Raw genomic sequence first — 12,798 nt, 5'->3', positions numbered from 1 at the left:
CCCCCCGCACCGCGAACGCGACCGACCAGCCGGCATCCACCTCACCGCTACGCGATCACGGCCGGCCCCAGCCGAGCCTGACCTCACCCAGCCACCCCGAACCGAGCAAGCCTCACGCCCCCGCAACGCGATCAGCCACCCGGAGCCACTCTGCGACTGTCCGACCTCACCCGCACCGCGAACGTTACCGACCACCCAGCCAAGCCCGCGACCAGCCCGAACTCACCCGGCCACCCCAAACCGAGCCCCTCACACGGCAACGCGGTTCCGCCCAGCCTCCTTGGCGCGATACAACGCGGCGTCAGCGGAACGAAGCACGTCATCGAGTGTCAGGCCCGCGTCCGGGTAGCGGGCCACGCCGATCGAGACCGACAACCCACTGACCCGGACCGTCCCACCCCCGGTCGAGATGACCACGTTCAGCTCGCCCACCGCCACCCTCACTCGTTCGGCGATGCCGAGTACCTCCGCGCGGCCGATGCCCGGGAGCAGCACCACGAACTCCTCGCCGCCGAATCTGCCTACCGTGTCGGCCTTGCGCACCGAACCGGAGATCGCGACCGCGACCGCGGCCAGTACGTCGTCGCCGGTGAGGTGGCCGTACGTGTCGTTGATGCGCTTGAAGTGGTCCAAGTCGATCATCAGCACCGCGAACCCGCCGCTGATCGGGCCGCGTCGCTGGGTGCGGGTGTGCTCGCGGGCCGCGGAGTCGTGCCAACCCGCCGTGTTGAGCAGGCCCGTCTTCTCGTCCGTCACGGCCGCTACCTGCAGCTGCTGTTTCAGCAGCAGGTAGCGGTGCAGCAACAGCAACGGCGCCACGACGAACACCACCAGCACCGGCTGCTCGGCCAGCGCCAGCGCCGCGAGGCCGCCCAGGCACAGCGTCGCGAGCTCGAACGCGTTGTCCTCCCAGGTGCCGATCAGGTCGGCCGCCGAACGCTGGCTCGTGTAGAGGTAGATGCCCGCCGCGACCAGGCCGATGTTCACCAGCTCGAACACCGCCGCAGCCAGGCACAACGCGACCAGTCCGCGTGCTGTCTGCAATGGCGTCCCGTGCAACCCGTACACCGCGAGAACGGACGAAGCCGCGAAGCACGAGAGCATCGCCCAGGCCGTACTGGCGACGAAGCGGTGCGCCGGCCGTGTACGGACCTGACGCCATACGCGCACCCACAGGTGCGTGTAGAGCACCACAGCCAGCAGTGCCACCCAAGCCGGTGGCAGCAGGACGACGCCGGCGAGGTACCAGACCGACGTCACGTTGATATGGGTCTGCCCGCTCATCCACCGCCGCAGCCGCTCGATGCGGCGCGACATCTCCGCCTGCGCCACGCCGAGCCCGACCAGCACCGCGAACCAGACCGGCCGCACCGGCCCGCCGAACCCGGTGACCAGCGCGGCCCCGGTCGCGCCGACCGCGACCAGCTCACAACCGAGCGCGTACGTGATCCAGCGGGCCTTCGCCCCGGTCCACATCTCCCACCGCGCGGGCCAGCCCGGCCAGGCGGAAAGCGCTTCCCGGCGCACGGCGGCCTGGGCTCTCAAGAGCCGAAGCCACGGAAGTGACGGACCGGCATCGTGACGTACCCCTCGCGCGAAGTTCGGCCGACCAAGTAGCCCAGCGTAGCCGTTCCGGCGACGCGCGTCGCCAGTCCGGGCGAATTGCGGGCAACGCACCTGCCCGAAGACCCGCGGAGGGTAGATCCGCCCAGCTCAACGGCTCACGAGCGGATCATCGCGCGACACGATTCCGCGCGTGTGGACGACCGGCTGCCGGCGAAGATTCCCGCGATCGGGCCGAACGCATCGCTGTTGCCAGCCACGAGTGCGGCTCGAGTTGCACAGCGCGCAACCCACCTGCGCGCGCGTCGACCTCGCTACTTGCGCAGCGCCCGGATGATCGCCACCAGCCCGACGACCGCCGCGATCCCCAGCACCACCGGCGCCAGCCGCTTCAGCACCGACTGGCCCGCGTAGTCGAGCAAGTCGATCGCTTCCGTCTCCGGGGCCGCCGGGACGCTCCGCAGCGGCGGACGCTCGGTCGCCGGCTTCGGGTCCGTGTTGATCTCCGCCGTCGTCGGGGCCAGCTTGACCGCAGGCTTGGCCACCGGTTCCGCGGGCGCCGAAGCCGGCGCCGCCGACACAGGCGCGACCGCAGGCGCAGCCGCTGCCGCGGGCGAAGCGGACTCCGAAGCGGGCGCGGCCTCCGGCGCCGGAGCCAGCTTGCTCGACAGGCACCCCGCGAACGTGTCGAGGATCTTGCCGCCCACCTCGCTGATCAGGCCGCGGCCGAACTGGGCCGGCTTGCCCGTGATCGAGAGGTCCGTCGACACGGAACCGTGCGTTCCGCCGTCGGCCTCCGTCAGCGTCAGCGTGACCGTCGCCGCCGCCGTACCCGATCCGCGGGAGTCCTTGCCCGACGCCTTGATCGTGACCTTGCGCGCGGCTTCGTCCTTCTCCAGGAACTCGCCATTTCCCTTGTACAGCAAGGAAATCGGCCCGAGCTTGACCTTCACCGTCCCGCTGAACCTGTCCCCTTCGACCTTTGTCAGCGTGGCGCCCGGCATGCACGGGGCGACGCGCTCGGGGTCGACGACAGCCTGCCAGACCTCGCCGATCGGAGCCGGGACGGTGAATTCGTGGTCGAGCCGCACGGGCCGACCTCCTTCCTCGAGACGAGCTTGCGCACCCCACCCTAGCCGCCGCCGGAGCGGCGGCCAGGGTGACGAACGGATGCGTCAGGCTCCGGCCGCCGCCGCGATCGCCCGGCCCGTCAGGACCTGGGCGAGGTGACGGCGGTATTCGACGTCGGCGTTGCTGTCGACCGGCGGATTCGTGCCTTCCGCCGCGTGCGAGGCCGCCGCGGCGATCGAGTCGGCCGAAGCCTGGACACCGACCAGCGCCGCTTCGACGCCCGAGGCGCGCACCGGAGTCGAGCCCATGTTCGTCAGCGCGACCCGGGCCTCCTCGATGACCCCGGCCTCGGTACGGACGGTGACCGCGACCGCGACCATCGACCACGCCTGGGCGACCCGGTTGAACTTCTCGTAGTGCGCCCGCCACCCGGTGTGCTTGGGCACGCGGACCTCGACCAGCAGCTCGTCCGCGGCCAGCGCCGTGGTGAACAGGTCCTGGAAGAACTCCGCGGCCGGCACCGTCCGGCGCCCCGAAGGCCCGGCCAGCACCAGCGACGCGTCCAGCGCGAGCACCGGCGCCAGCAGGTCACCGGCCGGGTCGGCGTGGGCGATCGCGCCGCCCAGCGTGCCCCGGTGGCGGATCTGCGGGTCGGCGACCGTGTCCGTCGCCTCTTTCAGCAGGGCCGCGTGCGAAGCCACCAACGCGTCCCGCTGGACGTCGTAGTGCGTGGTCATCGCGCCGATCACCAGATCGTCGCCGTCCTCGCGCACGCCGCGCAGCTCCGCGACGCGCCCGAGGTCGACCAGCGTCGTCGGCGCGGCCAGCCGCATCCGCAGCACCGGCAGCAGGCTCTGCCCGCCCGCGATGACCTTGGCGTCCTCACCCGCCGACGCCAGCGCCTGCACCGCTTCGTCCACTGTGGACGGGCGGACGTAGTCGAAGGAAGCCGGGATCACTGCGCACCTCCGGTGGCGTCGATGGAGCCGAGACCGCCGCCGGCTTCACCGCGGCCGGGGCCGCCGGCGTCGGTGGTGCCGTGCCGCAGGGCGTGCCACACCCGCATCGGCGTCAACGGCATCTCGATGTCGTTCACCCCGTAGTGGCGCACCGCGTCGATCACCGCGTTGACCACCGCCGGGGTGGACGCGATCGTGCCCGCTTCGCCGACACCCTTGGCACCGAGCGGGTTCGTCGTCGACGGCGTCTCGGTGCGGTCGGTGGTGAACGACGGCAGGTCGGCCGCCGACGGCAGCAGGTAGTCGGCGAACGTGCCGGTGGTGAGCGTGCCGCTGTCGTCGTGTTCGGTGCCTTCGAACAGCGCCTGCGCGATGCCCTGCGCGAGCCCGCCGTGCACCTGGCCCTCGACGATCAGCGGGTTCACCGCGACGCCGACGTCGTCGACGCAGACGTACGAGCGCAGCTTGATCCGCCCGGTCTCGGTGTCCACTTCGGCGGCGCACAGGTGCGTGCCGTGCGGGTACGAGAAGTTCTCCGGGTCGAACGTCGCGTCCGAGTCGAGCGACGGTTCGACGCCGTCGGGCAGGTTGTGCGCCGCGAACACCGCGAGCGCGATGTCGCCGATGCCCGTCGACGTGTCGGTGCCCTTGACCGTGAACTTGCCGTTCGCGAACTCGAGGTCGTCCTCGGCGCATTCGAGCAGGTGCGCCGCGATCGGCTTGGCCTTCGCGACGACCTTCTCCGCGGCCTTGACGATCGCGATCCCGCCGACGACCAGCGACCGCGAGCCGTAGGTGTCCATGCCCTTGTGCGACGACTGCGTGTCGCCGTGGATGATCTCGACGTCCTCGAACGCGACGCCAAGCTGGTCGGCGACGATCTGGCTCCACGCCGTCTCGTGGCCCTGACCGTGCGCGGACGCGCCGGTGATGACCTCGACCTTGCCGGTGGGCAGCATCCGGATCGCCGCGTGCTCCCAGCCGCCGGCGCCATAGTCCAGCGAGCCGAGCACGCGTGACGGCGCGAGCCCGCACATCTCGGTGAACGTCGAGATGCCGATGCCGAGCTGGACCTTGTCACCCGACTCGCGACGCTGCGCCTGCTCGGCGCGCAGGCCGTCGTAGTCGAAGAGCTGCTTGGCCTTCGCCGTCGCGGCCTCGTAGTTGCCGGAGTCGTAGGTCAGCCCGCACACCGTGGTGAACGGGAACTCCTCGTGCTTGATCCAGTTCTTCTCGCGCAGCTCCATCGGGTCCATGCCGAGCTCGACGGCGAGCTCGTCCATGATCCGCTCGATCGCGAACGTCGCCTCCGGCCGGCCGGCGCCGCGGTAGGCGTCGGTCAGCGTCGTCGTCGTGTACACGTTCGTGCAGGCGAAGTGGTACGCCGGGATCTTGTAGATCGCGTTGAACATGAACGCGCCGAGGATCGGCACGCCGGTGCCGACGAGGCCGTTGTACGCGCCGAGGTTGGCGAGCAGCTCGACCTTGAGGCCGGTCACCTGGCCGTCGCGGGTCGAGGAGATGGTGATGTCCTGGATCTGGTCGCGGCCGTGGTGCGCGGCGAGCATCGTCTCCGACCGCGACTCGTTCCACTTGACCGGTTTGCCGAGCTTCTGCGCGACCAGCAGCGACATCATCTCTTCCGGCAGGACACCGATCTTGCCGCCGAAACCGCCGCCGACGTCGGGGGCGATCACGCGCAGCTTGTGCTCGGGGATGCCGAGCGTCAGCGCCGACATCACGCGCAGGATGTGCGGGATCTGCGTGGCCGACCACATGGTGATCTGCGTGCCGGTCGGGTCGACGACGCACGCCCGCGGCTCCATGAACGCCGGGACCAGGCGCTGCTGGCGGAAGCGGCGCTTGACGACGACCTCCGCCGAGCTGAGAGCGTCCTCGACGTTGCCACCGGTGCCGGCCTCGCCGGAGTCGAACTTCCAGACGGCACTGGTGTTGCTGCCCTGGTCCTCGTGGACCAGCGGCGCGCCGTCGGCGATCGCGGCTTCCATGTCGAGGATGACCGGGAGCTCGTCGTACTCGACGTCGATCTCCTCGAGCGCGTCGTGCGCTTCGGCGGACGACCTCGCGACGACGACCGCGACGCCCTCACCGGCGAAGTTGACCTGGTCGGCGGCGAGCACCGGACGGCGTGGCGCCTTCATGTCCGGCGTGATCGGCCACGCGCAGGGCATGCCGATCGCGCTGTCCGGGTCGAGGTCCTTCGCGGTGTAGACGGCGACGACGCCGGACGCGCCCTTCGCCGCCGACGTGTCGATCGAGACGATCTTGGCGTGCGCGAACGGGCTGCGCAGGATCGCCATGTGCAGCAGGCCCGGCAGCGTGATGTTGTCGGTCCAGCGGGTGCGGCCGGTGATCAGCCGCTCGTCTTCCTTGCGGCGCCGTGACTTCCCGACTTCCGGTTCGATCGTGGCGGTCATCAGTCACCACCCACGCCGACGTGCTTGTTCTCGGCGATCCGCTCGGCTTCGGGGCCGGCGCCGGGGCTCATGTTCTGCGCGGCGTCGCGGACCGCGCGGACGATGTTCTGGTAACCGGTGCAGCGGCAGAGGTTGCCTTCGAGGCCCTCGCGGACGGCCTGTTCGTCCGGGTCCGGGTTGTCCGCCAGCAGGTCGATCGACTGCATGATCATCCCGGGCGTGCAGAACCCGCACTGCAGGGCGTGGTTGTCGTGGAACGCTTTCTGCACCGGGTGCAACTGGCCGTCGCGGGCGAGACCCTCGATCGTCGTGACCTCGCAGCCGTCGGCCTGCACGGCCAGGACGGAGCAGGACTTCACGCTGTGCCCGTCCAGGTGGACGGTGCAGGCGCCGCAGTTGCTCGTGTCGCAGCCGACGACGGTGCCGACCTTGCCGAGTTTTTCGCGCAGGTGGTGGACCAGCAACGTGCGGGGCTCGACCTCGTCGGTGTACTTCGTCCCGTCGACAGTGACGGTAATGCGCATCAGGCCTCCAAAGCCGGTTCGGGAACGGCCTGCCCGACCGTGATCGGGCTCACAGACTCCCGAGCGTGCTACGCGACCTTCGCGCGGACAAGTCCTGATGTCACACGTTCAACTACCCGTTCCGCAGATGCGCGGTAATCCAGTATGGATCGCCGTATGTGCGGAAGTCCGGATGGGTGAACTTTTGTGGGCCACCCGGAGGAGTCAGCCGTGGATCCGCCCGGTCAGCTCGGCGAGGCGTTTTCCGCCGCCACCCCACCGCAACGCGATGATTTCCGCGGCGATCGAAACGGCCGTCTCTTCCGGGGTCCGGGCGCCCAGGTCGAGGCCGATCGGCGACGACAGCCTTTCCAGCTCCCCCTCGGTGATCCCGGCCTCGCGCAGGCGGGAGAACCGGTCGTCGTGGGTCTTGCGGGAGCCCATCGCGCCGACGTAACCGACGTTCAGGCGCAGCGCGACCTCCAGCAGCGGCACGTCGAACTTCGGGTCGTGGGTCAGCACCGCGATGGCCGTGCGCTGGTCGATGCGGCCCGCGTCGGCCTCGGCCTGCAGGTAGCGGTGCGGCCAGTCGACGACGACGTCGTGCGCGTCCGGGAAGCGGCTGCTGGTGGCGAACACGGGCCGCGCGTCGCAGACCGTGACCTGGTAGCCGAGGTAGGCGCCCATGCGCGCCATCGCGGCGGCGAAGTCGATCGCGCCGAACACGAGCAGCCGGGGCGGCGGCTCGAAGGAGTTGACGAACACCGCCATGCCCTCGCCGCGACGCTGCCCGTCCGGGCCGTAGTGCAGGGTGCCGGTGCGGCCGCTGGCCAGCAGGCCGCGCGCGTCGTCGGCGACGGCGTCGTCCATCCGCGACGACCCGAGCGAGCCCGTGGTCCGGTCCGGCCAGACGATCATGTGCTCGCCGACCAGGCCTTCCTGTTCGTGCTCGATCACGGTGACGACCGCGACGGGTTCGCCGCCGCGCACCGACGCGACGACGTCGCCGAGCTCCGGCATCGACGCGCGGTCGACGTGCTCGACGTAGATGTCGATGATCCCGCCGCAGGTCAGGCCGACCGCGAAGGCGTCGTCGTCGGTGACGCCGTAGCGCTGCAGCACGGGCTTGCGCTCGCTGACGACCTCCTGCGCGAGCTCGTAGACGGCGCCTTCGACGCAGCCACCGGACACGCTGCCGGCGACGGTGCCATCGGAGGCGACGACCATCGCGGCGCCGGGCGCGCGGGGCGCCGACGAGAAGGTCGCGACCACGGTGCCGAGCCCGACGGTTTCGCCATCGGACCAGCGGCGGAACACATCGTCCAGTACGTCACGCATCGGAAATCTCCCCGAGCAGTCGTTCCAAAGTGGCCAGGGTGTGCCCGGCCAGCAGCCGGTCGATGTGGGGCAGTGCGGCCACGATGCCCGACTGGACCGGAGCGTACCCCGCACGGCCGGCGTGCGGATTCACCCAGAATACGGCGTGCGCGAGCCGGCGCAGGTGGGCGAGCTGCTCACCGAGCAGGCCGGTGTCGCCGCGCTCCCAGCCGTCGGAGAAGACCGTGACCACAGCGCGGCGGGCCACCCCGCGCCGTCCCCAGCGCTCGAGGAACGCCTGCATCGTCTCGCCGAGCCGGGTACCGCCGGCGAAGTCCGGCACCGCCGAACCCGCCGCGAGCATCGCGCGTTCGGGGTCGCGCTGACGCAGCTGGCGCGAAACCCGGGTCAGCCGCGTGCCGAGGGTGAAGACCTCGACGGACTGGGGCGCGCTGCGCGTGAGGACGTGGGCGAACCGGAGCAGGGCGTCGGCGTAGGGGCTCATCGAACCGGAGACGTCGATGAGCAGCACCACGCGGCGAGGCCGGCTGCCCCGCCGGACGTAGGCGAGCTTCACGGGTTCACCGCCGCTGGCGAGCATGGCGCGCAGCGTGCGGGAGGGATCGAGGCGTCCGCGGTGCGAGGGGGTCTTTCGCGAGGCCGGCCGTTTCGGGGGCGCGGGCTTCAGGGTGGCCAGCAGCTCGCGGAGGTGTTCGCGTTCGGCGGTGGTGAGGGCGGCGAGGTCGCGGTGACGCAGGACCTCTTGGGTGCTGGCGGCGACTTTCAGCTGGTCGGGGCCGTCGCCACCGTTGGTGTCCGAGCCCTCGGCATCGACGAGCGGCGCGATCCGTGCCTGCTTCGGCGCGGCGGTCTTCGTGCGCTGCGGGGTGGTGGTTTCGATCGAGAACCACTGGCTGAAGGCTTCTTCGTAGCAGGGGAGGTCGTCGGGGCTGGAGCAGAGGGTGAGCCGCCCGGCCCAGTAGAGCTGGGTGGGTTCGGCGACGTCGACCTCACGGACGGCGGCCAGGTAGGCCTGCACGCGCCGCGCATCACAGGCAACCCCGGCTTCCCGCAGGGCGGCGGCGAACCCGGCGTACCCGGCAACGGGATCGGCGGCGGTGGTCATGACTCCATTGTGCGCTCGTCGGGTTCGGAGGGGGCGGTTGAGCGCTTGGCCTGGGTGCGGGGCGCCGTGGAGTGCCCCGGCCGGAGAGGCGCGGGCGTGCTGGTCAACGACGGTGCGGCCAGCTTGGGCGCTCCGGCGCGCGGCGCGGGTTGCGCCGGCGAAACGCGGCTGCGGCCAGCTTCGGAGAGGGTCGTTGAGCGCCCGACCGGGAGGGCGGCCGTGGAGCGCCCTCGGCCGTAGCGGCGCTGACCTGCCGGCGAAAGGCCGGTGCGGCCGGCTCCGGCGCAACGCGAGCTGCGCCGGCGAAACGGCGGTGCGGCCGGCACGGATACTCCGGCGCGCAGCGCGGATTGTGCCGACGGGTGCGACCGGCTGCGCGTGGCGCGGCGGCGCGTCGATTTTCGCGGCTGGGCGCGTGGTCTGGTGGTGTCGCTGTGTCCCGGCGAGGAGTCGAACCTCGGACCTCGGCGTTCGTAGCGCCGCGCTCTGTCCTGCTGAGCTACCGGGACGGGGGCGGTCTGCGCGCACGTCCCTCCCCGGACGGGCGCAGACCGCGCTCTTCGCGGCAGCCGACCCGAGGTAGCGAGGGGTGGGCGCGAAGAGCCTTCAGGAAGATTCAGCGAACGGCACGGGAGATCGTGCCGCATCGGTATCGCCGGACTTCGGTCACGATCTCCTCCTCTCGGGGTGTTGCGTTGCTGTGCTGAAAAAAGCATGCCGGAGCCCGTCGCGGCGGTCAACGCAATTAACTACAGTCCTTTGTGGACGCTCAGGCGAACAGGGCGTCGAGCTTCGCGCGGACCCGGTCGAGGTCTTCGCTGTACTTCAGGACGGCGCCGAGCGTCCGTGCCGCCGATGCCGCGTCCAGCTCGTCGCGGTGCAGTGCCTGCAGGGCACGGGCCCAGTCGAGTGACTCCGCCACTCCCGGCGGCTTCAGCAGGTCCATCTCGCGGAGCCGGTGCACCGCTTCCGCGACCTGCCGGGCCAAGCGCTCGCCGATGTCGGGGATCCGCCGGCGCAGGATGGTGACCTCGCGCGCCAGGTCCGGGTGTTCCAGCCAGTGGTAGAGGCAGCGGCGCTTGAGGGCGTCGTGCACTTCGCGGGTCCGGTTCGAGGTCAGCACCACGAGCGGCGGCTCGGCGGCGCGGACTTCGCCGTATTCGGGGATGGTCACGGCGTGCTCGTCGAGCAGCTGGAGGAGGAAGGCTTCGAACTCGTCGTCGGCGCGGTCGATCTCGTCGACCAGCAGCACGCACGGCGAGGTGATCAGGGCCTGCAACAGCGGGCGCGCGAGGAGGAAGCGCTCGGTGTAGAGCGAGCGCTCGGCGGTCTCGACGTCGACCCGCCCGTCCCCGGCGGCTTCGAGGGCCCGCAGGTGCAGGAGCTGGCGCGGGAAGTCCCATTCGTAGAGCGCCTGGGCGGCGTCGATGCCTTCGTGGCACTGGAGGCGGACGAGCGGCCGGTCGAGCGCGGCGGCCAGCGCGATGGCGAGCGAGGTCTTGCCGGTGCCGGGTTCGCCTTCGCAGAACAGCGGACGCCCCATGCGGAGGGCGAGGAACCCGGCGGTGGCGAGGCCGTCATCGGCGAGATAGCCGGTCACGTCCAGCGCGGCGGCGAGTTCTTCAGGCGAGTCGGTCACGCTGTCGATCGTAGGCGGAGCGACGGCGATGCGCGGGCCGCCGCCGGGTCCGGGTTGTTTCGGACAGACGACACGCGTGCTTGGAGGGGGCGGGCTGGTTGCTAGCTGCCGGGGAGGTCGGCGCGGTGGTCGACGTCGCGGCCGCTGCCGAGGTCGGCGCACTCGACGAGGCTGAGGTCGGGGCGGCCGGCCAGCCAGTCTCGGGCGCCGCGGTCGCCCTGGGCGGTTTGGGCGATTTCGGCCCACCAGTCGCGTCCGAAGACGACGGGGTGGCCTGGAATGCCGTCGTAGGCCGCGCGGGCGACGGTTCCGGAAGTCGCGCCGGCCGCGACCCGGGCGAGGATGTCGGCGCTCACCCACGGCAGGTCGACGAGGTGCACCAGCGCGGCGACAGGACCGGTCTCCTGGGAAAGCGCGGCGAGGCCGGCCTTGAGGGAGGCACCCATGCCGGTCTCCCAGCCCTCGGCCCGCACGGCTTGGGCCGGGTCGGGCAGGAGCGCGCTGACCTCGTCGGCGGCGGCGCCGACCACGACGCGGATGGGATCGCAGCCGGCTGCGGTCAGGGTGGCGAGGGCGCGCAGGACGAGGGGTTGGCCATCGAGTTCGGCGAGCGCTTTGGGGCCGCCGAAGCGACGCCCGGCCCCGGCGGCGAGGAGCAGGCCGGCGACGGGTGGAGTGCCGGGTTCGGGCGAGGTCATGGGCGCGCCGGCTGGTCGCGAGGTGCAAGTGCGGGCGGACATGGCGAGCTGACAGGAGCGGCGCCACGCCACGGCGGCACGGCCGCTGAAGCGGCCCGTGGCAACACCGCGGCCGGCGGCGAGACAACCCGCGATCGCGCGACGGGCGGCGGCCGCACTGCGAACTCCGGCGATGCGGTGGTCCGGCGCGGTGCGGTGGGCGGCCGTGGTGCTGGTCGTGGGGTGGTTTTTGCTTCAGCCATGGGCTCGGCCGGGGGCTCCTGCCGCCAGGTCGGCTTCTACCGCTCGGGCCGTCTCCAGCAATGGCGGTACCAGGTCTCTCTCCACTGACTCCGCCGTTGTGCGGCTTGCGTGCGTCGACAGGTTCACCGCTGCCACCACTCGGCCCGTGCGGTCGTGGATGGGGGCCGCTACTGAGCGGAGGCCTTCCTCCAGCTCCTGGTCCACCATTGCCCAGCCCTGGCCCGTCACCTTGGCCAGCTCGGTCCGGAGGCGGTCCGGGGCCGTGACCGTTCGGTCCGTGAGGCGGTCGAGCTTTGCCACCACGAAGTACGCCTCCAGCTCCGCCTCGCTCAAGCCGGCCAGGAGGACGTGACCCATCGATGTCGCGTAGGCCGGGAAGCGGGTTCCCACGTTGATACTCACCGTCATGATGCGCGAGACCGCCACCCGCGCCACGTAGACGATGTCCGTTCCCTCCAGGACCGATACCGAGCTCGACTCGTGCACTCCCGCCGACAGGTGCTCCAGGTGGGGCTGGGCCACCTCGGGCAGCGTCATGCTCGACAGGTACGCGTACCCCAGCTCCAGCACCCGGGCCGTGAGGGAGAAGTACTTGCCGTCCGTGCGGACGTAGCCGAGGTCGGTCAACGTCAGCAGGAAACGCCGGGCCGCGGCGCGGGTCAGGCCCGTCGCGCGGGCGACGTCGCTCAGGGTCAGCTCGGCCGCGTCCGCGTGGAATGCCTTGATCACCGCCAGACCGCGCTCCAGTGACTGGACGTGGTGGGCGCCGCGGTGGGCCGGCTCGCTGGCGAGCTCGACTTCGATGGGCCTCCCCGTGTCCATGCCCGGCACCTTATCCGGCGTCGGCCGGCAGGGCGCTCGGCTCGCCGAGCTCGGCCAGGGTGCGCTGGGCGATGGCGAACGCCGCGTTCGCCGCCGGGGCTCCCGCGTAGACCGCCGTGTGCAGCAGGACCTCGCCGATCTCCGCCGCCGTGAGGCCGTTGCGGATCGCCGCTCGAACGTGCATCGCCAGCTCGTTGTGCGCCTGCAGCGCGGTCAGGGCCGCCAGCGTGACGCAGCTGCGCGTCCGGCGGTCGAGACCGTCGCGGGACCAGACCGACCCCCACGCGCCTTCGGTGATGTAGTCCTGGAACGGGCGGCTGAAGTTCGTGGTGCCCGCGACGGCGCGGTCGACGTGCTCGTCGCCGAGCACCTCGCGCCGGACCTTCATGCCCTGCTCGTGACGGTCTTCGCTCATGTCT

At 71.3% G+C, this 12,798-nt stretch carries 11 protein-coding genes and 1 tRNA gene; all 12 read right to left on the bottom strand.

Features of this window, described 5'->3' with window-relative positions:
- Positions 1-249: 249 nt before the first annotated feature.
- The 12 genes from ACZ7OU_RS45095 to pcaC all read right to left on the bottom strand — a co-directional run bounded on the left by ACZ7OU_RS45095 (position 250) and on the right by pcaC (position 12,794).
- Positions 250-1,476, bottom strand: a complete 1,227-nt coding sequence (locus tag ACZ7OU_RS45095) for a GGDEF domain-containing protein (RefSeq protein ID WP_470260168.1) — start codon at positions 1,474-1,476, stop codon at positions 250-252.
- A gap of 401 nt (positions 1,477-1,877) precedes the next feature.
- Positions 1,878-2,654 carry an SRPBCC family protein gene (locus ACZ7OU_RS45090; RefSeq protein ID WP_470259971.1) on the bottom strand — a complete coding sequence of 259 codons (777 nt, stop codon included), beginning with the start codon at positions 2,652-2,654 and terminating at the stop codon, positions 1,878-1,880.
- 84 nt (positions 2,655-2,738) lie between these two features.
- Positions 2,739-3,593 (bottom strand): FAD binding domain-containing protein, encoded by an 855-nt coding sequence (locus ACZ7OU_RS45085; protein WP_470259970.1) that lies wholly within the window; start codon positions 3,591-3,593, stop codon positions 2,739-2,741.
- Positions 3,590-6,031, bottom strand: a complete 2,442-nt coding sequence (locus ACZ7OU_RS45080) for a xanthine dehydrogenase family protein molybdopterin-binding subunit (protein WP_470259969.1) — start codon at positions 6,029-6,031, stop codon at positions 3,590-3,592. The genes ACZ7OU_RS45085 and ACZ7OU_RS45080 overlap by 4 nt, the downstream gene beginning before the upstream one ends.
- Positions 6,031-6,555 carry a (2Fe-2S)-binding protein gene (locus ACZ7OU_RS45075; protein ID WP_470245017.1) on the bottom strand — a complete coding sequence of 175 codons (525 nt, stop codon included), beginning with the start codon at positions 6,553-6,555 and terminating at the stop codon, positions 6,031-6,033. The genes ACZ7OU_RS45080 and ACZ7OU_RS45075 overlap by 1 nt, the downstream gene beginning before the upstream one ends.
- A 204-nt stretch (positions 6,556-6,759) precedes the next feature.
- Positions 6,760-7,872, bottom strand: a complete 1,113-nt coding sequence (locus ACZ7OU_RS45070; protein ID WP_470245018.1) for an XdhC family protein — start codon at positions 7,870-7,872, stop codon at positions 6,760-6,762.
- The gene (locus ACZ7OU_RS45065; protein ID WP_470259968.1) at positions 7,865-8,977 is read right to left on the bottom strand and encodes a vWA domain-containing protein; all 1,113 of its coding nucleotides are present in this window, start codon (positions 8,975-8,977) and stop codon (positions 7,865-7,867) included. The genes ACZ7OU_RS45070 and ACZ7OU_RS45065 overlap by 8 nt, the downstream gene beginning before the upstream one ends.
- A gap of 435 nt (positions 8,978-9,412) precedes the next feature.
- Positions 9,413-9,486, bottom strand: a tRNA-Arg gene (locus ACZ7OU_RS45060).
- 260 nt (positions 9,487-9,746) lie between these two features.
- Complete coding sequence (locus ACZ7OU_RS45055) at positions 9,747-10,616, bottom strand: AAA family ATPase (RefSeq protein WP_470245020.1); 870 nt, start codon at positions 10,614-10,616, stop codon at positions 9,747-9,749.
- Positions 10,617-10,717: 101 nt separating this feature from the next.
- On the bottom strand, positions 10,718-11,314 hold the full coding sequence (locus ACZ7OU_RS45050; protein WP_470259967.1) for a nucleotidyltransferase family protein: 597 nt from the start codon (positions 11,312-11,314) through the stop codon (positions 10,718-10,720).
- Between the two features lie 234 nt (positions 11,315-11,548).
- Positions 11,549-12,379 carry an IclR family transcriptional regulator domain-containing protein gene (locus ACZ7OU_RS45045; RefSeq protein WP_470259966.1) on the bottom strand — a complete coding sequence of 277 codons (831 nt, stop codon included), beginning with the start codon at positions 12,377-12,379 and terminating at the stop codon, positions 11,549-11,551.
- Between the two features lie 10 nt (positions 12,380-12,389).
- Positions 12,390-12,794, bottom strand: a complete 405-nt coding sequence (gene pcaC / locus ACZ7OU_RS45040) for a 4-carboxymuconolactone decarboxylase (protein WP_470245023.1) — start codon at positions 12,792-12,794, stop codon at positions 12,390-12,392.
- Positions 12,795-12,798: the final 4 nt, after the last annotated feature.

The organism is Amycolatopsis sp. NPDC114505 (assembly GCF_055633615.1).
Note: the sequence above shows the minus strand (reverse complement) of the source record. Positions and strands in the feature narration are given on the sequence as shown.